Genomic DNA, 23,621 nt, shown 5'->3' on the forward strand with positions numbered 1-23,621 from the left:
CGGACGACCTCCGGCCCGCCCTCTTCCACGGAAAGAGCGGGCCGGAGGCATCCCTCCCCCGTCCGACCTCAGAACGGGTAGGTGGCGACGTCGGCCTGCATCGTGACCCATTGGGTCTCGGTGAACGCTTCGATGTTGGCCTCGTGGCCGCCGAAGCGCGCGCCGGTGCCGGAGGCGCCGACGCCGCCGAAGGGTGCCTGCGACTCGTCGTCGACGGTCTGGTCGTTGATGTGCAGGATGCCGCTGGGCAGGCGGTCGGCGAGCTCGTAGGCCCGGAACGCGTCTTTGGCGAGGATGCCGAGCGACAGGCCGTAGTCGCTCGCGTTCACGAGGTCGACCAGCTCGTCGACCGAGCCGAAACGCGTCACCGGGGCGACAGGCCCGAAGATCTCCTTCTGGAACGCGGCGTGGTCGGGCGTGACGTCGGCGAGCACCGTCGCCTCGAAGAACAGGCGGTCGTAGCCGCCGCCCGCGGTGACGCGCGCTCCGGCAGCGACGGTCTCGCGCACGATGGCGTCGATCTTGTCGCGCTGACGCTCGTCGATGATGGGCCCGAGGGGCGCGCCCGTGGAGGGGTCACCGGCGGGGAGGGCCGCCGCCTTCGCGCTGAGGGTCTCGACGTACTCGTCGTAGATGCTGTCGTGCACGAGGTGACGTCCGGTGGTCATGCAGATCTGGCCCTGGTGGAGGAACGATCCCCATGCGCCGGCGGATGCCGCGGAGGTCACGTCGACGTCGCCGAGGACGACGAGGGCGTTGTTGCCGCCGAGCTCGAGGTGCGCCCGCTTGAGCAGCTGCCCGGCGCGGGCGCCGATGATGCGGCCGGCCTCGGTCGATCCGGTGAACGAGATGATGGGCACGGCCGGGTGGTCAACCAGCGCCGAGCCGACCTCGACGCCGCCGGGCAGCACGGAGAAGACGCCGGCGGGGACACCGGCTGCTTCGAGGACGGCGGCGAAGAAGAGCCCGCCGCTGACGCTGGTGCGCGGGTCGGGCTTGAGCACCACGGCGTTGCCGAGGGCGAGGGCGGGGGCGAGGGAGCGGGCGGACAGAATGCCGGGGAAGTTGAACGGCGAGATCACGCCGACCACGCCGACGGGGCGGCGTCGGCTGAGGCTGAGGCGCGGGCGGGCCGAGCGCAGCAGCTGACCGTACGGCATCATCGCGGTCGCTGCGGCGAGGTGGAACTCGTTGGCGACGAGGCTCGCCTCGAAGTGCGCCTTCCCGTGGGCTGAGCCGGCCTCGTCGCTGAGCCACCGGGCCAGGGTGTCGGTGTTCTGCTCGATGATCGCCGCCGCGCGGCGCAGGACGGCGGCGCGCTCCTCGGCGGGGGCGGCGGCCCACGCGGTCCGCGCGCGGCGGGCGGCCTCCACCGTGCGGTCGAGGTCGGCGGGCGTCGCGGCGGCGACGCGGCCGATCGTCTCACCGGTCGAGGGGGAGACGACCGCGGCGGTGTCGGGCGTGCTGGCCCAGGTCCCGTCGAAGTAGCGGCCGTCCCAGGTCTGCGGGTCGAAGAAGGTCATGATTCGGTTCTTTCCGTGTGGAGAGGGCGAGGGGATGCCGGAGGTCGGTGCATCGTCGACGGCCGGGTCCGTCGCGCGGACCCGCCGACCGTCACACGTGCTCGGGCGCGAGGACGATGTCGAACCGGGTGCGGGACCAGGCGGTGTCGGCGAGGACCCGCCCGTCGGGGGTGGGGGTGCCGGGCGGCTGCTCGTCGAAGTCCATGACGAGCGACTCCTTGACGCCGAAGACGGAGTCGGAGGCCAGCAGCTCGTCCCCGCGGACGAAGATGTGGGTGACGAGCGTCCGCAGGCCGGGGGCGTCGACGAGGAAGTGCAGGTGCGACGCGCGCATCGGGGACCGGTTCACGGCGGCGAGGAGCGCGCCCACGGGGCCGTCGGCGGGGATGGGGTACGGCGTCGGGGTGAGACCCCAGAAGCTGTACCGGCCCTCCTCGTCGGTGAGGAGGTGCGCACGGCCCGCGATGCGGTCGTCCGCGTATTGCACGTCGTAGAAGCCGTCCTCGTCCGCCTCCCACACCTCGATGCGCGCGCCGGCGACGGGGCGTCCTTCCGTGTCGGTGACGGTGCCCTCGACCCAGCACGGCTGGCCGGGGGCGCCCCCGGCGATGTCGCCCCCGTTCTCGACGAAGGGGGCGTCCGTGACGAAGAACGGGCCGAAGACCGTGGCCTCGGTGGCATCCAGGTAGGCCTCGTTGTTGACGGCGACCGTCTGCATCGAGATGCCGAGGACGTCGGAGAGCAGGATGAACTCCTGGCGCCGGTCGTCGGTGATGTGCCCGGCCGCGGTCAGGAACTCGATGCCGGCGTTCCACTCGGCCTCGGTGAGGCGCACGTCGCGGACGAAGGCGTGGAGATGGCGGGTCAGCGCCTGCATGATCTCGCGCAGACGGTCGTCGGGGGCGTCGGCGAAGGATGCCACGACCGTCTCGACCAGCGCCTCCTCGCGTTCGCGCTGTTCGGCAGAGAGTGCGTCGTCCGTCACGGTGTTCTCCTCTTCGTCAGATGTCTTCGGCCGGGCTGCCGGCCCAGGCCGCGGTCAGGATCGCCCGCAGGTCCTCCTCGGCGACGGGTCTCGGGTGCGAGGCGGGGACGGCCGTCAGGATGATGCGGGCGGCCTCGGGGATGTCCTCCGCGCGGAAGCCGTGGTCGCGCAGGGCCACCGGGGCGCCCACGTCTCGGCGGAGCTCCTGCAGTCCGGACAGCCCGCTCCCGGACCCGAAGGCCTCGGCGAGGCGGCGTTCGGCCGCGGGGGCGGCGGGCACCGTGAACGCCGTGACGTACGGCAGGACGATCGCGTGCGTCTCGGCGTGGGGGAGGCCGTAGGTGCCGCCGAGGGCGTGGCAGATCTTGTGATGCAGGCCCGAGCCCGCCGAGGCGAAGGCCGCGGCGGCGAGGTAGGTGCCGAGGAGCGCCTCGGAGCGTCCCGACCCGTCGGCGGGGCTCGCCGTGACAGCCCGGAGGCCCGCCCCGAGCGCGCGGATGCCCTCGGTCGCGAACGCGGCGTTGATCGGGTCGGCGCGCGGGGCCCAGAGCGAGTCGACGCAGTGGGCCAGGGCGTTCAGGCCTGACGCGACGGTGAGGTCCCGGGGGAGCGTCGTCGTGAGGTCGGGGTCGTAGACGATCGCACGGGGCAGCACGCGCGGGTCCGTCCCCGTGGTCTTCCTCCCGTTCTCGGTCAGCCCCCACACATCGGTGGCCTCGGACCCCGCGTAGGTGGTCGGCACGGCGATGATCGGGATGCCGGTGGTCAGGGCGACCGCCTTCGCCAGACCCGTCGTCGACCCGCCGCCGATCGCGACGATGACGTCCGCCTCCGCGTCCGTGGCCGCGCGCCGTGCCCGTTCGGCCGTCTCGACGGGGACGTGCGGGGCGACCTCGGTCCAGCTGAGCGCGACGGGGAGGGCCGCGGCGACGGCGCCCGCGAGCTCCGCCTGCGAAGCGGTGGCGATGACCATCACGCGCTGCGCGCCCAGTCTCCCGACCTCGCTGACGACGTGCGGGACGGCGCGTCCGGTCTCGAACACCACGCGCGCGGGGAGCGTCGCGTGCGTGAACGTCAGGCTCGCGGTCATGTCGTCCTGCTGAGGAGGGACCGGAGGGCGGCGGTGAGCGCGCCCGCGGGGTCGTCGACCACGTTCATCGATCGCCAGGCCACGATCTTGTCCGGGCGCACGAGGAGCGCGCCGTCCTCGTCGACGCCGCGGAGGCGCTCCCAATCGAAGTAGAGGTCGGTGTAGCGGCGACCGGGCCCGATGACGACGGCGGCGACCGGCAGCCCCAGGGCGGCGGCCACGTCGGGGACGGCATCCGCCCAGGCCTGCCCGGCGATCCCGGTGAAGAGGGTGAACTGGGAGCTCGGGGCGAGGTCCAGGGTCGAGAACGTCTGGCGCGCGTCGCCGACCCAGGCGTGGGGGAGCGGCGAGCCCGGCACGGTCGACGGCTCGTAGTACAGCTCCGGGTCGCGCGTCGCCGTCGGTCGCGTCGTCCCGTCGGGGATGACGGCCGTGGAGGTGTAGAACTGCCCCATCTCGACCCCGTGGGCGTTGAACTCGTAGTTCTTCAGCTCCATCGCCGCCGAGATCGCGCGGCGTTTGGCCTCGCCGCGCGGCGTCGGCGCCTTGCGCTCCTCGATCTGCTCCCGCATCTCCTCCTCCGTCTTGGCATCCGTGACGCCGAGGGCGGTGAAGAGCTCGCCGAACTCCCGTCCGGACTTGTTGGCGCGCAGGACGATCTGCTTCGCGACCGGCGCGCGCTCGGCGGTGTAGGTCGCGAGCAGGTCCGGGCCCGCCTGGCCGCGGAGGACGGCGGCGAGCTTCCAGGCGAGGTTGTAGGCGTCCTGGATCGACGTGTTGGAGCCGAGCCCGTTGGACGGCGGGTGGCGGTGGATCGCGTCCCCGGCGGCGAAGACGCGTCCCTTCTGCAGGAGCGTGGCGTACATCTCGTTGTTGCCCCAGAGGGAGGTCCCCGTGATCGTGATGTCGAGGTCGGGGTCGCCGATGAGGTTGCGGACGATCTGCTCGGCGGCGGCGTGGTCGATGACCGGCTCCGGTCCGTTGATGTCGTACCCCCAGACGATGAGCCACTCGTTCCAGGGGCGGACCATGCGGATGAGGCCCGCGCCGATGCCGCCGACGTTCGAGCCGGGCTGCACGACCCAGTACAGGACGCTCGGCCGGTGTCCGACCAGGTGGTCGATGTCCGCCGTGAACGTGATGTTCATCGACCCGGCGATGTCCATCCGGCCCTCCATCGGGAGGTCGAGGTCGGCGACGACCCGCGAGCGGGCGCCGTCGGCGGCGATGAGGTACTTCGCCCGCACGTCGTAGGGCCGTCCCGTCACGCGGTCCATCACGCTGACGGTGACGCCGTCCTCGTCCTGCGTGTGCGACAGGTATTCGCTGGAGAAGCGGGTCTGCGCGCCGCGCGCGGTCGCGTTGCGGACGAGGATCGGCTCGAGGTAGTTCTGCGGCACGTCGCAGTTCAGGGTGGGGGAGGCCAGGACGTAGTCGGCGTGGCGCGCGGGGCTCGTCCCCCAGCTGAGGATGCGGCCGAGCTCCTCCCCGGCGAGCGAGGTGCAGAAGACCGTGTCGCCGATCATGTGGTGCGGGGTCGCGTCGGCCTCGACCTGCTTCTGGATGCCCATGTCGCGGAAGAACTCCATCGCCCGCTGGTTCGTGATGTGCGCGCGGGGGGTGTTGGCGGTCCACCGGTACTTGGTGATCATCATCGTGTCGATGCCGAGGGTTGCCAGGGCCAGGGCGGCGGAGGCGCCGGCCGGTCCCGTCCCGACGATGAGGACGTCCGTCGTCACCGCCCCGGTGCCGGGCAGGGGGGTGTCCACGATGCCGTCGTCGAATGCCGCCATGAGTTCGTCCTTCGTGCCGGAGCCACGTCGATGTGGCGTCAGGGGAAGTATGCGACCGGATGGGCGGAGGCAGACGGGAACGCTGTCGCGGGACCGGAGATGTCCGGATTCGTCAAAGCGGGGGCAGGGCGCGGACGTCGCTCGGGCGGCATCCGTACTCGGCACGGAACGCACGGGTGAAGTGCGCGTGCGAGGCGAATCCGCTCCGACGAGCGACATCGGCGACCGAGTCGGACCCTTGCAGCAGACGACGGGACAGCACCAGTCGGCGGTGGCGGATCTCCTCCGCCAGGCTCGCTCCGGTGGGCGCGAAGAGGCGTCGGACGGTGCGTTCCGTGACGCGGAGGCGTTCGGCCACGACGCCGGTGCTCAGCGCTGTCTCGTGCAGGTGCGCGTCGATGTGGTCGAGCACGATCATCCGGAGTCCGTCGGGGGAGGTCGCCGCCCCCGGAGTGAGGAGGAGGCGGAGCCGGTCGGTGAAGTCCGCCTGGGGGAACGGCCGCGCGGCCAGTCCGGCCTGCACCCGTCGACCGAGGGACGCCGAGAGCATGCCCGCGGCGGGGGCGGTTCCGTCCGAGACGAGGGCGACGGCTGCGGATCCCGGCGGAACGAGGTCGCTCGCCGCCTCAGGGGAGAGGCGGATGACGAGCTCGTCCACGCCTTCGCGGAACCGGCGCTCGAACGCCGTGTCCTCTCCGCACAGGATGACCGACCCCGGTCCGTGGGAGATCTCCCCGGTGCGGCTGCTCAGCTCGGCACCGCCGCGGCGGCTGACGTAGAGGACGTATCCCGGCGCCTCATCGGATCGGATGTGCCGCCGCGTGCGCTCGACCGCGTGCGGGGTGGCCACGACGTGGGCGAGATCGTAGGGATCGAAGCGGGCGCTCCTGACCGCGGCGTCGAACGTCCCCGATCGGGGAAGCGCGCACGTGAGGCCCACCAGCGAGTCGGCGTGGTGCGCCTCCCACGTCGCGACGCGCTCGGCCCGGGGGATGTGCCGCGTCGCGAAGAACTGCCGGTCCATGGGGTGAACCCTTCGACTCGTCGTTGAGTGAGGCGTCGGTTCTCGATCGGATGGATGCCGAGCGCGCGACGTTCCGGCCAGGATAACGCGCACGGGCCCGTCGGAGACCGTGGTGAGGCCAGCCCTTCCCGTGGTCGGTTCGACCATGTCCCACTTTGTGCAGAATGCGCGGTGCAGGGCTGCACATAGTGGGACACGCTGTGTTGGGCCCGCCGCAGGGGTTCGGACCCGCCTCGGTCCCTGAGGTCTGGCCGCGATCCGCAATGAGTCGGCTGCTCGCATTCGGTGATCAGACTCCTCGTGGCGGGAGAATTTTCGTTATACGTTTTTCGCGTGAGCGAAGGCGAGACGATCGGCGGTGTCCCTGTCACGGACGAGCAGATCCAGGTCTGGGCGGACGAGGCCGAGGCTGGGATCGACATTGACCTGCTGAAGAAGCGTGGCCGGGGCCGACCGGGTCGTGGCGCCGGGCCTGCACAAGTCGTCGCTTTGCGGCTGACGGCGGAGGAACTCGCGGACCTGGACGCGCTCGCAGCGCGAGCGCACAAGACGCGATCAGAGCTCATCCGCGCCGCTCTCGCCGCATACGCCGCGTGAAGGTCCACCCCGCAGCTCTGAAACACGGGGTCTCCGAACGCTATCCCAAGCGAGACCGGGCCGTTCTCAACTATTAGTTAAAGGTTCGTCTGGACGGAGTCATATTCTTGGAAGCACTAAGAAGGCGCACGGTGACCGTTGTCGCAGCGGTGTTGTTATGCCTATCCGGCTGTAGTGCAGACGAATCGAACGGGTCCTACGCATACGGTGTGGAGATGTCGGACTTGTTAGGAGAGTGGCAGTCGTCCGAGCCGCTAGAGGTGAAACTGATCCTTAATAGCGACGGCTCGTTCGAGAGTTCGTCTTGGCGTGACTACTTGACCTGCCCGCCTGACAACAGTCGGAGCGTCGAGGATCTCTCCAGCGATCCCGCTGTCGCACTATCGGGAACTTGGGCCGTCAATCCTGGCAAGCCGGTCGGCGCACTGCCGAGTGTCTCGCTAACAGTGCCGGGTTCGGAATGCTCCGACGGAGGCGTCATCTCGTATGTATGGCGCGACCAATCGGGAGCGCTCAGTGTCTGTTTTCCTCTGGGTCGGATACTCGATCCAGACAACTTCGTGTCAACGAAGACGGTGATACTCACTCGCCCGAACGTCAGCGAGGACACGGGCCGGGCCTGTTTCAATTGACCGGCGAAGCGGCGCTGTAGGCGATCTGTCGCGCAAGAAGCGGCCACGAGAGCATGTTGCGGCCGCACGAGCGCTCACGCGAGAAGACGCAAGCCCGCCTTGAGAAATAGGCGCCACCGGGACGCTTTTCGGCTGGGTCGCGAAGAGGAGAATTCTTCTGAAGGACGGGAAAGAAGAAGGGTCGGCCCGCAGCGGGACGAACCCTTCTCTCAGTCCGGAGCTAACGGGTGCCGGACGCTGAGGCTGTTGCCCTTTGGGCGCCTCCACGATGGTCGATGGTAGGCGGCCCCGGTCGCTCACAGTGTGCCCATTCGCCCGCGCCCACTCACGAACCGCTCCGAGGTCGATGTCGCTCTTCAGACGGGATGGCACGAGTCAAGGACGCCATCGAGTACTACTGGAGTCGGTTGAAGGTGAGCCCCGGTTTCGTCGAAGCTGCCCGGGCTGGGCTGCCGCACAGTCGAGAGCCACCAGGCGACGGCGCTTTCGTTGCACGCGCGGCTGACCAAGAACCTCGCCAAGCTCGCGCAACAGGAAGAGAACCTCCTCGACTTGTCAGCGGACGGGACACTTCCTCAGGAAGTTGTTCAGAAGCGAATGAACGGCATCGTGGACTACCCCGACGCGGCGCTCTCAGTACTCGTGCGACCGGGGGAGTTGTACGCCAACGCGACAGACGACCACCGGCGGATGTCTAAGCAGGCGGTGTTCTCGCGCATTCCGTGCACGCCGACGAGGTCGTTGAGGTCAAGTTCAACGAACCGTTCGACATGTCGATGGCGGCGGAGGAGCTGTACGAGAACCTCTCGACAACCGCCCCTGAGGGCAGGGGCGGGAAGATTTCTGCGGAGGCATCAAGTCTCGTGAATATTGCTCGTGGCGATGTTTCGAGTGACGATGACGTGGTGGGCCCCGTGGGGCTCGAACCCACGACCCGCGGATTAAAAGTCCGATGCTCTACCGACTGAGCTAGAGGCCCGTGGCATCCACCCTACCGGCGCGGACGGCCGGGGAAGGACGCCTGCGACGCCCGCGCTCGCGCGCGACCAAGGTGGCGTGAGGAGGACGCCGGCGACGCTCGCCCGCGTGCGCGGCCGAGGCGCTCGCGCAAGAGCGGTCGAGAACGCCCGCCGCACGCAAGAAGGCGGTCAGCGTCGCGCGGTACGGACTTCCCCAAAAGTCCGTACGCTCGCGAACGCTGACCGCCCTCGAACAAAGCGACCGCCGGGGCCCCCTCGCCTGGGGCACCGGCGGTCGCCGTCAGTTCCGATCGGTCATCGATCGGCCGGTGCGTGGATTACGCAGCCGGGGGCATCAGGACCGTGTCGATGAGGTACACGGTCGCGTTGGCGGTCTGGACGCCACCGCAGATGACGTTGGCGTCGTTGACCATGATCGAGTCGCCGCTGCCGGTGACCTCGACGTCGGCACCCTGGACCGTGGCGTGCGTGCCGTCGATCTCGTCGGGGGCGATCTGGCCGGGGACCACGTGGTACGTGAGGATCGTGGTCAGCAGGTCGGTGTCGGTCTTCAGCGTCTCGATGGTCGCCGGGTCGATCTTGGCGAACGCGTCGTCGACCGGAGCGAAGACGGTGAACTCGCCACCGTTCAGGGTGTCGACGAGGTTGACCTCGGGGTTCAGCTGGCCGCTGACGGCCGCGGTGAGGGTGGTGAGGAGCGGGTTGTTCGACGCGGCCGTGGCGACCGGGTCGGCGGACATGCCCTCGACCGAACCGGCACCGGAGGGAACGGCGGCGGCGTAGTCGGCGCAGCCGGGGCCGACGAGGTTGGCGGCCGGGTCCATGGTGTCAGCGGACGCCGACATCGAGGGGGTGGACTCCATCGAGGGCTCGGTGGTCTCCTCGGTCGCGGTGCTGCCCGCGCCACCCGAACAGGCGGTGAGAGCGAAGGCCGAGCCCATAACGAGGGCGAGACCGGCAACGACGTGCTTCTTGTTGGTGAGCATGACATTCCTCCGAAATCGTCGGACCGCGTGATGCGACCCGTCAGGACACCCCGGTGCGGGGGGTGGTTCGCCGTGAGGCGGCGTACACAGGGTCTTCGGCACCCCCGCACCTTCGGATTGCGCAAAGTTACGAATTGCCTAGCCGGAGGCTAAGAAAACCCAGATCAGAGGTTCCTAAATTGATTTTCGTACTCGGTCTGCCGTGGCATCCATCGGCCGGACGACGCCGGCTTCTGTAACGGTTCTATAGCCGCTGACGGGCTCGCGCGCGCGTACGGGGGCCTGTGAGGCGGGGTGAGGAATGATGGATGCCATGGTGATCGACGGCTTCGCTCTTCCCGACGACGGGCCCGACCGCGTCGACCACGTCGGCGATCTCCTGCGACGGGTCGCCGACGGCGACCGCGTCGCCTTCGCGGAGCTGTACGACACACTGTCGTCTCGTGCTTTCGGCCTGATCCTCCGCGTCCTCGTGGACCGCTCTCAGAGCGAGGAGGTGCTGCAGGAGGTCTTCCTCGAGATCTGGCAATCCGCCGGACGTTTCGCTCCGAACAAAGGGCAAGGACGCTCGTGGGTTCTCACGATCGCGCACCGCAGGGCGGTAGACCGGGTACGGTCCTCGCAGTCCAGTGCCGATCGGGATGTGCGCGCGGGATTCCGGGATATGGACGTCGCCTACGACGACGTCTCTGAGAAAGTAGAGATGAGGATCGAGGGGCGCCGCGTCACCGAAGCATTGGCGACGCTGCCCGACGCGCAGAGAGAAGCGATCGCACTGGCCTACTTCGGGGGTTACAGCCAGAGCGAGATCGCGACTCTCGTCGGGGCGCCGCTCGGCACGATCAAGACAAGGATGCGCGACGGTCTGTCGCGCCTCAGGCAGGAAATGGGGGTGGAGAAGTGAACGAGAGGGATTTCGCCGACCTCGCAGCCGGTCACGCGCTCAACGCGCTGTCGGACGCAGATGAACGCGCATTCCAGGAGGCTCTGGCGGGGAACCCGCTGTGGGACCGTCACGTTCGGGACGCCTCCGATGCGGTCGCGGCTATCAGCGACACCGTCGATCCCGTCGAGCCTCCGGCCGCGGTCCGCGCTGCGCTCTTCGCCCGCATCAGCGAGCTGCCGCAGCAGTCCACCACCGCGACGGACGAGGGCGACGCATTCGACGACGAGGACTACGCCGCGCTCGGCGTGGCACCGGCCACCGTGCAGAACAGCCCGCAGGGGTCCGACTCGGACGTCGTCGCGCCGGCCGCGTCTGCGGGATCGTCGTGGGGGCTGCGCCGCTGGTTCACGCTGGCGGCATCCATCGTCGCCGTCCTCGTGCTCGGATTCGGCGCGGTCACGGTCGGCCAGCAGCTGACCCGCCCGGCATCGCTCATCGCGCTCGAGCAGATCGAGAACGCGCCCGACGCGCAGTCCACGACGACGACCATGCCGGACGGGACGACCGTCACCGCCCACTGGTCGGCGGCGACGGGCCAGAGCGTGCTCGTCACCGACGACATGCCCGCGCTTCCCGCGGAGCAGACCTACGAGCTGTGGTTCGTTCGCGAGGGCACGCCGATCGCGGCGGGCGTCTTCGACCCGGATGCCTCCGGTGACGCCACCGCCGTCCTCGACGGCCAGTACCGTTCGGGCGATCTCATCGCCGTGACGGTCGAGCCCGCCGGTGGATCACCCGACGGCACGCCGAGCTCCGACCCGGTCGTCCTCCTCGCGACGGCCTGACGCAGAACGCTGCACCGCTCCGACGCCCGCGCTCCGGCGCGGGCGTCGTTGCGTACGGCGGCTGACGGCGCGCAACCGGCCCCCGGAACGGACCCTCGCGATTAGCCTGGAACGATGAGCGATGCCTCTCGCGAGTTCCACAAGCCGATCCGTCGCCCGGCGGAGCTGTTCGACCGCCTCTTCGCCGCGGAGGACCCCGCCGAGGTCTCGCGGGTCGCGCACAGCACGGCGCAGGCGCTGCTCTCGCGTGTGCGGGAGGACCCCACGGCGGACGTGGTCGAGCGCCTCGTGCAGTTCACCGCCGACCACGGCATCGACGACATCGCGGAGCTGTGGTCGCGGTCCCCGGCGCGATCGCTCCCCGGCGCGCTGTGGCGGCTGTACCTGCTGCAGCTCATGATCCACGACGACCCGCAGACCGCCGCCCTGCTCTACGAGCGCGGACGGGTGGAGATGTCGACGGTCGACGCCGTGGTCGCCGGAGCCCCCGCGCCGGCGGGGCCGGAGGAGCTGGTGCAGCTCATCGACACGATCCTCCGCGGATTGTTCGAGGGCGACTTCGCGGTGGCCCTGGATCGCGCGGCGGCGTTCTGCCGCGTCCAGGCGTCCGGCTCGACCCACCTGGCCGACGACTACGAGAGCACCGAGTCCGAGCGCGCCTCGGCTCTGACCACCCGTGCGCTGCGACTGTCCACCTACGCGGAGGACCTCGCCGCGTCGGCGGCCCTGTGGCGACGCGACGCGCTGACGTGAGCGAGCCGGGCGTCGGCTCGCGCTGACCGGGCGAGCGACGAAGTACGCGCTGACCGGGCGAGCGACGCGGCCCGCGCTGACCGGGCGAGCAAATGGATGCCGAGCCCGTGGCATCCCCTCGTCGATGAACAGACACCGGAAAGAATAAGTGCCGGACCGCAGAACGCCTCTCGGCGCAAGGCCGCTCATAGCGGCAGAAGATGGAGCCCGGGGTTACTGCGGCCCGGCTATACCAGTGTAACAAGAGCCCGCCCCGGGTATTCCTCCCCGGCACCCCGTTGACAACGTCCGGGCGTGTCGGTGCGGCGGCGTAGGCTCGCTGCATGGCTTGGCGTTTCGCGCTCGTGATCGACCCCGCGGCATCCACGGATCCCCGCTCCGACTTCACCGACACGTTCACCGTCATCGATCCGAACGCCCCGGCGCTGAGCGTCGGGGAACTGAGCACCCAGCGCGGCGACGGGATCTTCGAGTCCATCGGCGTCGTCGACGGGCACCCGCAGGAGGTCGGCCCCCACCTCGACCGTCTCGCGCATTCGGCGCGGCTCTGCGACCTCCCGACGCCGAACCTCGCGCAGTGGCGCGCGGCCGTGGAGCGGGTCGCCGCCGAGGCGGACCCGGGGGAGAGCGTCATCAAGCTCATCCTGAGCCGAGGCGTGGAGCACGGTCCGGCGCCGACGGCATGGGTCACGCTCGCCCCGGCACCCGACAACTCCCGTGTGCGGCGCGAGGGCGTGCGCATCGCCCTGCTCGACCGCGGCTACGCGCTGGACGTGCCCGCGCGGGCGCCGTGGCTGCTGCTGGGCGCCAAGACGCTGTCGTACGCGGTGAACATGGCGGCGATCCGCGAGGCCAAGCGCCGCGGGGCGGACGATGCGGTGTTCGTCTCGACGGACGGCTTCGTGCTGGAGGCGCCGACGGCCTCCGTCGTGCTGCGGTTCGGCGACCGTTTCGTCACGCCCGCGCCGAACGCCGGCATCCTGCACGGCACGACCCAGCTCAGCCTCTTCGCCCACCTCGAGGAGCGCGGGTTCGAGACGGCGTACGAGACGGTCGCGGCGGACGACCTCGCCCGGTCGGACAGCGCGTGGCTGCTCTCCAGCGTCCGGCTGGCGGCGCCGGTCTCGGCGGTCGACGGCGCGGAGAAGGCGATCGACGCCGCTTTCACCGACGAGATCAACCGCTACCTGCTGACGCCGCGCGACTGAGCTCTCTCGGCGGGGCCGGGGGTGGCGGCATCCATCGGTCCGGAGAACGCGGAAGGGCCCCCGCCGGAGCGGGAGCCCTTCGATCACGCGTCGGTGATCACCCGAAGCGGCCGGAGACGTAGTCCTCGGTGGCCTGCACGGCGGGGGTGGTGAAGATCGTCGAGGTGTCGTTGTACTCGATGAGCTTGCCGGGCTTGCCGGTGCCGGCGATGTTGAAGAAGGCCGTCTTGTCGCTGACGCGCGAGGCCTGCTGCATGTTGTGGGTGACGATGACGACGGTGTAGTCGTTCTTCAGCTCGCCGATCAGCTCCTCGATCGCGTAGGTCGAGATCGGGTCGAGCGCCGAGCAGGGCTCGTCCATCAGGATGACGTCGGGCGAGACGGCGATCGCGCGGGCGATGCACAGACGCTGCTGCTGTCCGCCGGAGAGGCCGGAGCCGGGCTTGTCGAGACGGTCCTTGACCTCGTTCCAGAGGTTGGCGCCCTTGAGCGACTTCTCGACGAGCGCGTCGGCGTCCGACTTGGAGATGCGGCGGTTGTTCAGCTTGACGCCGGCCAGCACGTTCTCGCGGATCGACATCGTCGGGAACGGGTTCGGGCGCTGGAAGACCATGCCGACCTGACGGCGCACGAGCACCGGGTCGACGCCGGCGCCGTAGAGGTCGTCGCCGTCCAGGAGGACGGAGCCTTCGACGCGGGCGCCGGGGATGACCTCGTGCATGCGGTTGAGGGTGCGGAGGAACGTCGACTTGCCGCAGCCGGAGGGGCCGATGAAGGCGGTGACGCTGCGGGGTTCGATGTCGAGGGACACGCCTTCGACGGCGAGGAAGTCGCTGTAGTAGACGTTGAGGTCGTTGACTTCGATGCTCTTGGACACGGGGTTCTTTTCTTTCGGGTCAGCGGCCGAGCTTGGGGGAGAAGACCTTCGCCACGGTCCGCGCGACGAGGTTCAGCACCATGACGATGACGATGAGCACGAGGGCGGCGCCCCAGGCGCGGTCGACGAAGGCCGAGGCGGGGATGCCCTGGTTCATGTACTGCGAGTAGGCGAAGACCGGCAGGGTCATCATGCGGCCGCCGAAGAGGTCGTAGTTCATCGACGTCGCCACTCCCGCGGTGAGGAGCAGAGGAGCGGTCTCGCCGATGACGCGCGAGATCGACAGCATGACGCCCGTCGTGATGCCGGCCAGCGCGGTCGGCAGGACGACCTTGCTGATCGTCAGCCACTTCGGCACGCCGAGGGCGTAGGAGGCCTCGCGCAGCTCGTTCGGGACCAGTCGCAGCATCTCCTCGGTGGAGCGGACGACGACCGGGATCATGAGCACCGACAGGGCGATGGCGCCCATGATGCCCATGCGGATGCCGGGCCCGAAGATGAGCGCGAAGAGGGCGTAGGCGAAGAGGCCGGCGACGATCGAGGGTATGCCGGTCATGACGTCCACGAGGAACGTGATGGCCTGGGCCAGGCGCTTGCCCTGGCCGTACTCGATCAGGTAGATCGCAGTGAAGATGCCGATCGGGATCGAGATGACCGCCGCCGCGAGCGTGATCATCAGCGTGCCGATGATGGCGTGCAGCGCACCGCCGCCTTCGCCGACCACGTTGCGCATCGACGAGCTGAAGAACTGCCCGCTGATGCCGGCGACGCCGTTCGTGATGACGGTGACGGCGACGGAGACGAGCGGGACCATCGCGATCGCGAAGGCGATGACGACGACGCCCGTGACCAGGCGGTCGACGCCCTTGCGGCGACCCTCGATCAGGGTCGAGGTGACCGTGATGAGGACCAGGTAGACGACGGCGGCCAGGACGGCCCATCCGGCGATGTTGAACGATCCGCCCGGGGCGAGCGACATGATCCCGAACAGGGCGCCGCTGAGGGCGGCGCTCCCGGCCAGGACGGCCCAGGGACCCCAGGTGGGGATGCGTCCGCTGGTGAGGCTGTTGCCGGAGGCGACCGGGGTAGGCGGCGTCGTGGTCCGGGGAGCGGTGGAGGTCGCGGTCATGTCAGTTGGCTCCCGAGAATTCCTTGCGGCGGCTGACGATGTAGCGCGCCAGCGCGTTGACCGCGAAGGTGACGACGAACAGGACGAGGCCGGTGGCGATGAGGACGTTGACGTTGAAGCCGTAGGCCTCGGGGAAGGTCAGCGCGATGTTCGCCGGGATGGTGCTCGGGTTCTCCGAGGTGAAGAGCTGGAGGGAGACGACTCCGGATGCCGACAGGACCAGGGCCACCGCCATGGTCTCGCCGAGGGCGCGGCCGAGACCGAGCATCGACGCGGAGACGATGCCGCTGCGGCCGAAGGGGAACACCGCCATGCGGATCATCTCCCACCGGGTGGCACCGAGCGCCAGGGCGGCCTCTTCGTGGAGCACCGGGGTCTGCAGGAAGATCTCGCGGCAGATGGCGGTGATGATGGGCGTGATCATGACGGCCAGCACCACGGCGGCGGTCAGGATGGTGCGGCCGGTCGCCGACACCGTCCCGGAGAACAGCGGGAACCAGCCCGCGTTGGCGTTCAGCCACGCGTAGACCGGCTGGATGGCCGGGGCGAGAGTGAGGATGCCCCAGAGGCCGAAGACCACCGACGGCACGGCCGCCAGGAGGTCGACGATGTACCCGAGGCCCTGCGCCAGGCGGCGGGGGGCGTAGTGCGAGATGAAGAGGGCCACGCACACGGACAGCGGCACGGCCATCACGAGCGCGAGGATCGACGCCCAGATCGTGCCGAACGCCAGCGGGCCGACGTAGGACCAGAAGTCGGCGCTCAGGATCGACGCGTTCTCGCTGGTGGCCGTGAAGCCGGGGATGGACTGGACGACGAGGAAGATGGTCACCGCGGCGAGGGTGACGAGGATCATGGACCCTGCGAACAGGGCCGTGCCGGAGAAGACGCGATCTCCGGGGCGTTGCTTCGGCTTCTCGGGTGCCGGAGCCGTGGTGGTGGTCATGACTTCCTGTCTCGGGTCGGAAACGGGCGGAAACCCGGTCCGATGCCGTGGGGCATCGGACCGGGTATCCGGATGTTCTTACTCGGCGACGATCAGGTCGATCGCGGCGTTCACGCGCTCGCGGAGCGAGTCGCTGATCGGGGCGCTGCCGGCGGCGTCGGCGGCGGCCTGCTGGCCCTCCTCGCTGGCGACGTACTCCAGGAAGGACTTCACGATCGGCGCGGAGGACGCGTCGGCGTACTCCTCGCAGGCGATCATGTAGCTGATGAGGACGATGGGGTAGACGCCCGACTCCTGCGAGGTGCGCTCCAGCTCGATGGCGAGGTCGCCCTCGGCGCGGCCCTCGACGAACGGCGACTCGTCGACGATCGCGGCGGCGGCCTCGGGGGAGTACGACACGAACTCGTCGCCGACGCCGATCGCGACGGTCGACAGGCCCTCCTGCGCGGCGCGCGAGGCGTCCGCGTAGCCGATGGTGCCGTTCGCGCCGGCGACGGCGGAGACGACGCCGGAGGTGCCGTTGGCGGCCTCACCGGAGGACAGCGGCCACTCGCCGTCGGGCTCCGAGGTCCACACCGACGGGGCGGCCTGGAAGAGGTAGTCGGTGAAGTTCTCGGTCGTGCCCGAGTCGTCCTGACGGTGGACCGGGGTCACGGCCAGGTCGGGGAGGCTGACGCCGGGGTTGGTGGCGGCGATCGCGGGGTCGTTCCAGGTGGTGATGGTGCCGGCGAACAGGCCCGCGACGGTGGCCGCGTCCAGGTTCAGCGAGTCGACGCCCTCGAGGTTGAAGATGACGGCGATCGGGGAGATGTAGGTGGGCAGCTCGACGATGTTGGTGCCGTCGGCGCAGGCGCCGAAGCCGCCCGCGGCGATCTCCTCGTCGTTGAACGCGCGGTCGGAGCCGATGAACGGGAACGCGCCCGCCTGGAACGACTCGCGACCGGCACCCGAGCCCGAGGGGTCGTAGGTGATGGTCACGTCGGGGTTCGCGGTCTGGAAGCCCGCGGTCCAGGCCTGGACCGCCACCTCCTGCGACGACGCGCCGCCGCTCGCGACCTCGCCGGACAGCGAGGAGCCGGAGTCGCCGCTCTCGGCGCCGCCGCCGGTGCCGCCTTCGTTCGCGGCGCAGCCGGCCAGGGTGAGGGCGGCGACGGCGGAGAGCGCGCCGAGCTGGGCGAAGCGGGAGATCTTCACGATGGGAGTCCTTCGGGGTTTGTCGGGAGCTGTGTCGAACCCGGTGCAGGGTTCGCCCGGAACGCTAAACATCGACTCTTACGAGAGTGCGCTGCACGGGTGAACGGACGGTGAACGACGACCGCCCGACCGGGGTGTTTCCCTGGGCGGTATACGCTTCGCGACCGTGACGACTTCCGCTGAGAACGCGCAGGCGCCGCTCGATCGCACCGGCGACGCCCCGCCCCCGCGCACGCTCATCGACATCCTGACCGATGTCGCCGGGCGGCATCCCGAGGCCTCCGCCGTGGACGACGGCTCCGGGGCCCTCAGCTATCGCGAGCTGCTCGCGCGCGTGTGGCGGACGGCGGGCGTCCTGCATGCGGCGGGCGTCCGGCGCGGCGACCGGGTGGGCATCCGGATGCCGTCGGGGTCGAAGGAGCTGTACGTGTCGATCCTCGGCGTCCTCGCAGCGGGGGCGGCGTACGTGCCGGTCGACGTCGACGACCCGGACGAGCGCGCTCGCGTGGTGTTCGCGGAGGCGGGTGTCCGCGGGATCGTCGCGGGCGAGGGCGAGTACCTGCCGCGGGAGGACGGGGACGGGCTCGTCCGTCTCTACGACGGGGAGGTCCCGCACCCGCGTACGAACGCCACTCCCATGGTCCCGCCTCCGGGCCTGGACGACGACGCATGGGTCATCTTCACCTCCGGCTCGACCGGCACGCCGAAGGGCGTCGCGGTGTCGCACCGGTCGGCGGCGGCGTTCGTGGACGCCGAGGCGCGTCTGTTCGTGCAGGCCGAGCCGCTCGGGCCGGGCGACCGCGTGCTGGCCGGGCTGTCCGTGGCGTTCGACGCCTCGTGCGAGGAGATGTGGCTCGCGTGGGGACACGGCGCCTGCCTCGTGCCGGCCCCGCGCTCGCTCGTCCGTTCCGGGGAGGATCTGGCGCCGTGGCTGCTGCGGCAGGGGATCACGGTGGTCTCGACCGTGCCGACGCTGGCGGCGATGTGGCCGGCCGCGGCGATCGAGAACGTGCGCCTGCTCATCTTCGGCGGCGAGGCGTGCCCACCCGAGCTGGCCGCGCGCCTCGCCTCGGACGGCCGGGAGGTCTGGAACACGTACGGCCCCACCGAGGCGACGGTGGTGGCGTGCGCCGCCCCGCTCGACGGGAGCACGCCGGTGCGCATCGGACTTCCGCTGGACGGGTGGGCCCTCGCCGTCGTCGACGCCGACGGACACCGCGTCGCACCCGGGGGGACCGGGGAGCTCATCATCGGCGGGGTGGGCCTGGCCCGCTACCTCGACCCGGCCAAGGACGCCGAGAAGTACGCGCCGATGCCGACCCTCGGGTGGGAGCGGGCCTACCGTTCGGGCGACCTCGTCCGCTTCGACCCGGAGGGGCTCGTGTTCCAGGGACGTGCCGACGACCAGGTCAAGGTCGGCGGCCGCCGCATCGAGCTCGGCGAGGTGGAGTCGGCGCTCCAGGACCTCCCCGACGTCGCGGCGGCCACCGTCGCGGTGCGCACGACCGACGCGGGGGTTCCCGTCCTCGTCGGATACCTGGTGATGGATGCCGACACCGCGCTCGACCGTCATGCGGCCCGCGCCGCGCTCGCCGACCGTCTGCCCGCCGCGACCATCCCCCTGCTGGCCGTCGTCGACGAGCTGCCCGTGCGCACGTCCGGCAAGGTCGACCGTGCCGCCCTGCCCTGGCCGCTGCCGGGCGTCGACGCCCCTGTCGCGACCGACTTCTCCGCCGCCGAGTCCTGGCTGGCGGAGCAGTGGCAGGCCGTGCTCGGCCAGCCCGTCGCCGACCGCCGCGCCGACTTCTTCGACCTGGGCGGCGGGTCGCTCGCCGCGGCGCAGCTCGTCTCGCGCATCCGCGCACGGGTGCCCGAGTTCTCCGTCGCCGACATCTACGACGTCCCGCGCCTGGGCGCGATGGCCACGGCGCTCGGTCCGCAGCTGCGGGACGACGTCGACGTCGAGTTCCACCGCGCCGCGCCGACCCCGCGGGCGACCCAGGTCGTGCAGACCCTGCTCGGCGCGCCGCTGTTCATCCTCTCCGGCGTCCGGTGGCTGCTGTATCTGCTCACGGCATCCGCTCTCCTCCGACTCGTCCCGGGGTTCGAGGTGCTCCCCGCGGTGCCGTGGCCCGTGCTCGTCGGCGCGCTCCTCGTCTTCGCGACGCCGTTCGGCCGCATGGCGATCGCCGTCGTCGCCGCCCGTGTGCTGCTGCGGGGCGTCCGCCCCGGCGACTACCCCCGCGGCGGCGGGGTGCACATCCGGCTCTGGCTCGCCGAGCAGATCGGGGACCAGGTGGATGCCGTCGGCCTCGCCGGTGCGCCCTGGGTGTCGTACTACGCGCGGGCACTCGGCGCGCGGATCGGTCGGAACGTCGACCTCCACGCCCTGCCGCCGGTGACCGGCATGCTCGAGATCGGCGACGGCGCATCGATCGAGCCCGAGGTGGACCTCACCGGATGGTGGATCGACGGCGACCAGGTGCGCATCGGCGAGGTGCGCATCGGGGCGGAGGCCGCGATCGGGGCCCGGTCGACCCTCGCCCCCGGCACGCGTATCGGCCGTCGCGCCGAGATCGCCCCGGGGTCCGCCGTGTTCGGCCGGGTGAAGGCGGACCAGTCCTGGGCGGGCTCGCCCGCCGTCCGGGTCGGCGGGACCGCGAAGGGGTGGCCGGATCAGCGACCGCCCGCGCCGACCCGCTGGCTGTACGCCTACGCCGGCTCGGCGATCCTCCTCGCGCTGCTGCCGCTGGCGTCGTTCACCGTCGGCGGTCTCGTCGTCGCGCAGGGGATGCGCGGCGCGGACAGCCTCGGGGCGGCCGCCCTCGCCGCCTTGGCCTGGCTCGTCCCGGGCGTCCTCGTCACGGGGCTCGTGTTCGCGGCATCCGTCGTCCTGCTCGTCCGCGTGTTCTCGCGGGGTCTCGCCGAGGGCACCCACCCCGTCCGCAGCCGCATCGCGTGGCAGGCATGGACGATCGAGAGACTCCTGGATGCCGCCCGCACCCTCCTCTTCCCGCTGTACTCCAGCCTCTTCACCCCCGTGTGGCTGCGGATGCTGGGCGCGCGCGTCGGCCGCGACGTCGAGGCATCCACGGTCCTGCTGATCCCCTCGATGACGCGCATCGAGGACGGGGCGTTCCTCGCGGACGACACGATGGTCGCCTCGTACGAGCTGCGCGCGGGATGGATGCGGCTCGGGCCGGTCCGCATCGGCAAGCGCGCGTTCCTCGGCAACTCGGGCATGGCGGCGCCCGGGCACCGCGTGCCGCGCGACGGCCTCGTCGCCGTGCTGTCCGCGGCGCCGGCGAAGGCGAAGCCGGGGTCGTCCTGGCTCGGCTCCCCGGCCGTGCGTCTGCGGCGGCTCTCGGCGGAGGGCGACGAGTCGCGCACCTACCGTCCCCGCGCCGGGCTGCGCATCGCCCGGACGATGTGGGAGCTGTGCCGGATCGTCCCCGTCGTCGTCACGTGCGCGATCGGGCTCGGCGTGCTCTTGGCGCTCGCCGCCCTGTGGGAGGGTCCCGGTCCGCTGTGGGCCCTGCTGCTGTCCGGCGTGGTCATGCTCGCGGCGGGCGCGGTGGCCGCAGCGGTGTCGACGGCGGCCAAGTGGACGATCGTGGGCGTCATCCGCGCGGGCGAGCAGCCGCTGTGGTCCAGCTTCGTGTGGCGGACCGAGGTGTCGGACACGTTCACCGAGATGGTCGCGGCGCCGTGGTTCGCCCGCGCCGCGTCCGGCACGCCCGCACTCGCCGTGTGGCTGCGGTCGCTGGGGGCGCGCATCGGCGCCGGGGTGTGGTGCGAGAGCTACTGGCTGCCCGAGCCGGATCTGGTGACCCTCGGCGCAGCTTCGACGGTCAACCGCGGGTGCGTCGTGCAGACCCACCTCTTCCATGATCGAATCATGAGCATGGACACCGTCGAACTGGAGGCCGGGGCCACCCTCGGTCCCCACAGCGTCGTGCTGCCCGCCTCGACCCTCGGTGCGCACGCGACCGTCGGCCCCGCCTCCCTGGTGATGCGCGGCGAGACCGTCCCCGTGGGTTCACGCTGGAGCGGCAACCCCATCGGCCCGTGGCGTGCGGTCAAGGTGCGCGCCTACCAGTCCACCTCGTGACGGGCGCCGATCCGTACGCCCCGCAGAGCGGCGATCGCACGTACGCCGTGGAGTCGTACGACCTGCGGCTGTCGTATCGCGTGCGCACCAACCGGCTGGAGGGCACGGCCGTCATTGAGGCGGTGGCCCGGACGGATGCCGCCGGCGTGGCGTTCGACCTCGTCGGTCTGCGCGTGTCCCGGGCACGGGTCGACGGGCGGGTGGCGCGCCACGTGCAGGGGCGGAACGCCGTCCGTGTCGCGCTGCCGCGGACCGTCGTCGCGGGGGAGAGGTTCACCGTCGAGCTGACGTACGCCGGCGCCCCGTCGCCGCGCCGCTCGCGGTGGGGCACCGTCGGGTGGGAGGAGCTGACCGACGGCGCCCTCGTCGCCGGGCAGCCGACGGGCGCGCCGACGTGGTTCCCCTGCAACGACCGCCCCGACGACCGCGCGCGCATGCGGATGGAGATCACCGTCGACGACGGGTACGCCGTCATGGCGACCGGGGTGGCCGGCCGCACCGTCCGCAGCGGCGGGCGCACGACCACGACCTTCACCAGCGACGTGCCCACCGCGACCTACCTGGCCGCCGTGCACATCGGCCGCTACCGCACGACCCCGCTCGCCCGGACCGGAACCGCGGCGGACGCCGGAACCGGCACAGCGGCGGTGCCGCCGGTGACGGTGACCGCGCCGCCCGCGCTCGCCGCGGCCGCCGACCGGGCGTTCCGCGCCGTGCCGGACATGCTGCGTCTGTTCGACGGAACCTTCGGGCCGTACCCGCAGGAGGCGTGCGCGCTCGTGGTGACGGCCGACGAGCTCGAGATCCCCCTCGAGGCCCAGGGGCTCGCGGTGTTCGGCATGAACCACCTCGTCCCGGCCGCGCAGCGTCTCATCGCCCACGAGCTGGCGCACCAGTGGTTCGGCAACAGCGTCGGCCTGGCGCGATGGAGCGATATCTGGCTCAACGAGGGCTTCGCCTGCTTCGCGGAGTGGGTGTGGTCCGAGGCATCCGGGGGGCCCACGATCGACGCGTGCGCGGCCGAACACTACGCCCGTGTCGCGGCTCAGCCCGCCGATCTGCTGCTCAGCGATCCGGGACCGGACGACATGTTCGACGACCGCGTCTACAAGCGCGGGGCGCTGACCTTGTACGCGTTGCGCGGGCACCTCGGCGCCGACGTCTTCGCCGCGCTGCTGCGCGACTGGGCGCGCGATCACCGCCACGGCCTCGTCACGACGGACGACTTCCGCGCCGCCGTGGCACAGGCCGGGGGAGCGGATGCCGCGGAGCTGCTGTCGGCGTGGATCGATCGGCGGGAGCTGCCCGCCCTGCACGGGGGGTCGTGACCCCTGTGTCGGACTACGATCCGCGCGTCGTCGACCTCTACGACGAGGACAATCCCGACGGACCCGATCACGACTTCTACCGGAGGTTGGCGGCATCGGAGCGGGCGGACGCGGTCGTCGACCTCGGGTGCGGCACGGGCCTGCTGACGGTCACCTTGGCCGTCGGCGGACGGCGGGTGGTCGGGGTCGACCCGTCGGCATCCATGCTCGCCTTCGCGCGCCGTCGGGACGGTGCGGAGGCGGTGCAGTGGGTGCACGGCGACAGCGGCGCGATCCCCGCGCGCGTGTTCGATCTCGCGCTGATGACCGGCAATGTCGCTCAGCACATCGACGACGGCGCATGGACGCGGACCCTGCGAGACGTACGTGACCGTCTTCGCGCCGGTGCGGTGCTTGCTTTCGAGACGCGGAACCCCCGCGTGCGGGAGTGGGAGTCGTGGGCGACAGCGGGCTGCCACGACCGCGAGACGTCGCGGGGCCGGGTGTCGGTCTGGATGACGGTCGATGCCGTCGACGAGCGTCGTGTGCGGTTCACGGCGTACACGGACTTCGGTGAGGGCGGGGGACCGCACACCGAGACGCAGACGCTGGTGTTCCGTTCGCGCCACGAGGTCGAGTCCGATCTCCGGGTGGCGGGTTTCGAGGTCGAGGCTGTGCACGGCGATTGGACCGGTCGGCCGCTCCGGCCGGACGATCGGCTGATGATCTTCGTCGCTCGCGCCCGCTGAGGGACG

At 70.9% G+C, this 23,621-nt stretch carries 19 protein-coding genes and 1 tRNA gene; 8 read left to right on the forward strand and 12 right to left on the reverse strand.

The genetic code is table 11. The features are described 5' to 3' along the window. Nucleotides 1–68 precede the first annotated feature (68 nt). From MRBLMI1_RS00440 to MRBLMI1_RS00460, 5 genes are all read right to left on the reverse strand, one after another. Entirely contained in the window at nt 69–1,523 is a 1,455-nt protein-coding gene (locus MRBLMI1_RS00440; RefSeq protein ID WP_367726164.1) for an aldehyde dehydrogenase family protein, read from the reverse strand. Nucleotides 1,524–1,614: 91 nt separating this feature from the next. Beyond that, entirely contained in the window at nt 1,615–2,508 is an 894-nt protein-coding gene (locus MRBLMI1_RS00445; protein ID WP_367726165.1) for a dioxygenase, read from the reverse strand. A gap of 16 nt (nt 2,509–2,524) precedes the next feature. Further along, nucleotides 2,525–3,598 carry a maleylacetate reductase gene (locus MRBLMI1_RS00450; protein ID WP_367726166.1) on the reverse strand — a complete coding sequence of 358 codons (1,074 nt, stop codon included), beginning with the start codon at nt 3,596–3,598 and terminating at the stop codon, nt 2,525–2,527. Beyond that, nucleotides 3,595–5,391, reverse strand: a complete 1,797-nt coding sequence (locus MRBLMI1_RS00455; RefSeq protein ID WP_367726167.1) for an FAD-dependent oxidoreductase — start codon at nt 5,389–5,391, stop codon at nt 3,595–3,597. The genes MRBLMI1_RS00450 and MRBLMI1_RS00455 overlap by 4 nt, the downstream gene beginning before the upstream one ends. A 112-nt stretch (nt 5,392–5,503) precedes the next feature. After that, nucleotides 5,504–6,415 carry a helix-turn-helix domain-containing protein gene (locus MRBLMI1_RS00460; protein WP_367726168.1) on the reverse strand — a complete coding sequence of 304 codons (912 nt, stop codon included), beginning with the start codon at nt 6,413–6,415 and terminating at the stop codon, nt 5,504–5,506. A 333-nt stretch (nt 6,416–6,748) separates the two neighbouring features. On the opposite strand from MRBLMI1_RS00460, the gene MRBLMI1_RS00465 reads away from it, so the two are divergent. Beyond that, nucleotides 6,749–7,012, forward strand: a complete 264-nt coding sequence (locus MRBLMI1_RS00465) for a ribbon-helix-helix protein, CopG family (protein WP_367726169.1) — start codon at nt 6,749–6,751, stop codon at nt 7,010–7,012. Nucleotides 7,013–7,575: 563 nt separating this feature from the next. Here the strand turns inward: MRBLMI1_RS00465 and MRBLMI1_RS00470 are convergent. The 3 genes from MRBLMI1_RS00470 to MRBLMI1_RS00480 all read right to left on the reverse strand — a co-directional run bounded on the left by MRBLMI1_RS00470 (nt 7,576) and on the right by MRBLMI1_RS00480 (nt 9,610). Next, complete coding sequence (locus MRBLMI1_RS00470) at nt 7,576–8,016, reverse strand: Lsr2 family DNA-binding protein (protein WP_367726170.1); 441 nt, start codon at nt 8,014–8,016, stop codon at nt 7,576–7,578. 531 nt (nt 8,017–8,547) lie between these two features. Then, a tRNA-Lys gene (locus MRBLMI1_RS00475) sits at nt 8,548–8,623 on the reverse strand. A gap of 318 nt (nt 8,624–8,941) precedes the next feature. Continuing rightward, nucleotides 8,942–9,610, reverse strand: a complete 669-nt coding sequence (locus tag MRBLMI1_RS00480; protein ID WP_367726171.1) for a fasciclin domain-containing protein — start codon at nt 9,608–9,610, stop codon at nt 8,942–8,944. A 301-nt stretch (nt 9,611–9,911) separates the two neighbouring features. Here MRBLMI1_RS00480 and sigK point away from each other — a divergent pair, with 301 nt between their 5' ends. From sigK to MRBLMI1_RS00500, 4 genes are all read left to right on the forward strand, one after another. Further along, a complete protein-coding gene (gene sigK / locus MRBLMI1_RS00485; protein ID WP_367726172.1) occupies nt 9,912–10,514 on the forward strand; it encodes an ECF RNA polymerase sigma factor SigK in 603 nt (200 codons plus the stop codon). Further along, the gene (locus tag MRBLMI1_RS00490) at nt 10,511–11,341 is read left to right on the forward strand and encodes an anti-sigma factor (protein WP_367726173.1); all 831 of its coding nucleotides are present in this window, start codon (nt 10,511–10,513) and stop codon (nt 11,339–11,341) included. The genes sigK and MRBLMI1_RS00490 overlap by 4 nt, the downstream gene beginning before the upstream one ends. Before the next feature lie 114 nt (nt 11,342–11,455). Next, nucleotides 11,456–12,094, forward strand: coding sequence for a DNA-directed RNA polymerase subunit beta (locus tag MRBLMI1_RS00495; protein ID WP_367726174.1), 639 nt, complete (start codon nt 11,456–11,458; stop codon nt 12,092–12,094). Nucleotides 12,095–12,417: 323 nt separating this feature from the next. Next, nucleotides 12,418–13,302, forward strand: a complete 885-nt coding sequence (locus tag MRBLMI1_RS00500) for an aminodeoxychorismate lyase (protein ID WP_367726175.1) — start codon at nt 12,418–12,420, stop codon at nt 13,300–13,302. 97 nt (nt 13,303–13,399) lie between these two features. On the opposite strand, the gene pstB is transcribed toward MRBLMI1_RS00500, so the two are convergent. From pstB to pstS, 4 genes are all read right to left on the reverse strand, one after another. Further along, nucleotides 13,400–14,179: a phosphate ABC transporter ATP-binding protein PstB gene (pstB, locus tag MRBLMI1_RS00505; RefSeq protein ID WP_367726176.1), complete on the reverse strand. Its 780-nt coding sequence runs from the start codon at nt 14,177–14,179 to the stop codon at nt 13,400–13,402. A 19-nt stretch (nt 14,180–14,198) separates the two neighbouring features. Further along, a complete protein-coding gene (gene pstA, locus MRBLMI1_RS00510) occupies nt 14,199–15,308 on the reverse strand; it encodes a phosphate ABC transporter permease PstA (RefSeq protein ID WP_367726177.1) in 1,110 nt (369 codons plus the stop codon). 1 nt (nt 15,309) lies between these two features. Continuing rightward, nucleotides 15,310–16,254 (reverse strand): phosphate ABC transporter permease subunit PstC, encoded by a 945-nt coding sequence (gene pstC / locus MRBLMI1_RS00515; protein ID WP_367726178.1) that lies wholly within the window; start codon nt 16,252–16,254, stop codon nt 15,310–15,312. Nucleotides 16,255–16,332: 78 nt separating this feature from the next. Next, the gene (gene pstS, locus MRBLMI1_RS00520) at nt 16,333–17,448 is read right to left on the reverse strand and encodes a phosphate ABC transporter substrate-binding protein PstS (RefSeq protein ID WP_367726179.1); all 1,116 of its coding nucleotides are present in this window, start codon (nt 17,446–17,448) and stop codon (nt 16,333–16,335) included. A 166-nt stretch (nt 17,449–17,614) separates the two neighbouring features. Between pstS and MRBLMI1_RS00525 the strand changes: the two genes are divergently transcribed. Genes MRBLMI1_RS00525 through MRBLMI1_RS00535 form a run of 3 tightly spaced genes read left to right on the forward strand, consistent with a single transcriptional unit; the run spans nt 17,615 to nt 23,615 of the window. Further along, nucleotides 17,615–21,559: a Pls/PosA family non-ribosomal peptide synthetase gene (locus tag MRBLMI1_RS00525; RefSeq protein WP_367726181.1), complete on the forward strand. Its 3,945-nt coding sequence runs from the start codon at nt 17,615–17,617 to the stop codon at nt 21,557–21,559. Then, nucleotides 21,556–22,887, forward strand: coding sequence for a M1 family metallopeptidase (locus tag MRBLMI1_RS00530; RefSeq protein WP_367726183.1), 1,332 nt, complete (start codon nt 21,556–21,558; stop codon nt 22,885–22,887). Before MRBLMI1_RS00525 ends, MRBLMI1_RS00530 begins: the two co-directional genes overlap by 4 nt. Next, nucleotides 22,884–23,615: a class I SAM-dependent methyltransferase gene (locus tag MRBLMI1_RS00535; protein ID WP_367726184.1), complete on the forward strand. Its 732-nt coding sequence runs from the start codon at nt 22,884–22,886 to the stop codon at nt 23,613–23,615. The genes MRBLMI1_RS00530 and MRBLMI1_RS00535 overlap by 4 nt, the downstream gene beginning before the upstream one ends. Nucleotides 23,616–23,621 lie beyond the last annotated feature (6 nt).

Source organism: Microbacterium sp. LMI1-1-1.1, assembly GCF_040815675.1.
In the GTDB taxonomy this organism is placed as follows: Bacteria; Actinomycetota; Actinomycetes; order Actinomycetales; family Microbacteriaceae; genus Microbacterium.

Coding starts and splice junctions, on each gene's coding strand:
- MRBLMI1_RS00440 (WP_367726164.1), bottom strand. CDS start 1,523: ATGACCTTCTTCGACCCGCAGACCTGGGACGGCCGCTACTTCGACGGG.
- MRBLMI1_RS00450 (WP_367726166.1), bottom strand. CDS start 3,598: ATGACCGCGAGCCTGACGTTCACGCACGCGACGCTCCCCGCGCGCGTG.
- MRBLMI1_RS00455 (WP_367726167.1), bottom strand. CDS start 5,391: ATGGCGGCATTCGACGACGGCATCGTGGACACCCCCCTGCCCGGCACC.
- MRBLMI1_RS00460 (WP_367726168.1), bottom strand. CDS start 6,415: ATGGACCGGCAGTTCTTCGCGACGCGGCACATCCCCCGGGCCGAGCGC.
- MRBLMI1_RS00480 (WP_367726171.1), bottom strand. CDS start 9,610: ATGCTCACCAACAAGAAGCACGTCGTTGCCGGTCTCGCCCTCGTTATG.
- sigK (WP_367726172.1), top strand. CDS start 9,912: ATGATGGATGCCATGGTGATCGACGGCTTCGCTCTTCCCGACGACGGG.
- MRBLMI1_RS00495 (WP_367726174.1), top strand. CDS start 11,456: ATGAGCGATGCCTCTCGCGAGTTCCACAAGCCGATCCGTCGCCCGGCG.
- MRBLMI1_RS00500 (WP_367726175.1), top strand. CDS start 12,418: ATGGCTTGGCGTTTCGCGCTCGTGATCGACCCCGCGGCATCCACGGAT.
- pstA (WP_367726177.1), bottom strand. CDS start 15,308: ATGACCGCGACCTCCACCGCTCCCCGGACCACGACGCCGCCTACCCCG.
- pstC (WP_367726178.1), bottom strand. CDS start 16,254: ATGACCACCACCACGGCTCCGGCACCCGAGAAGCCGAAGCAACGCCCC.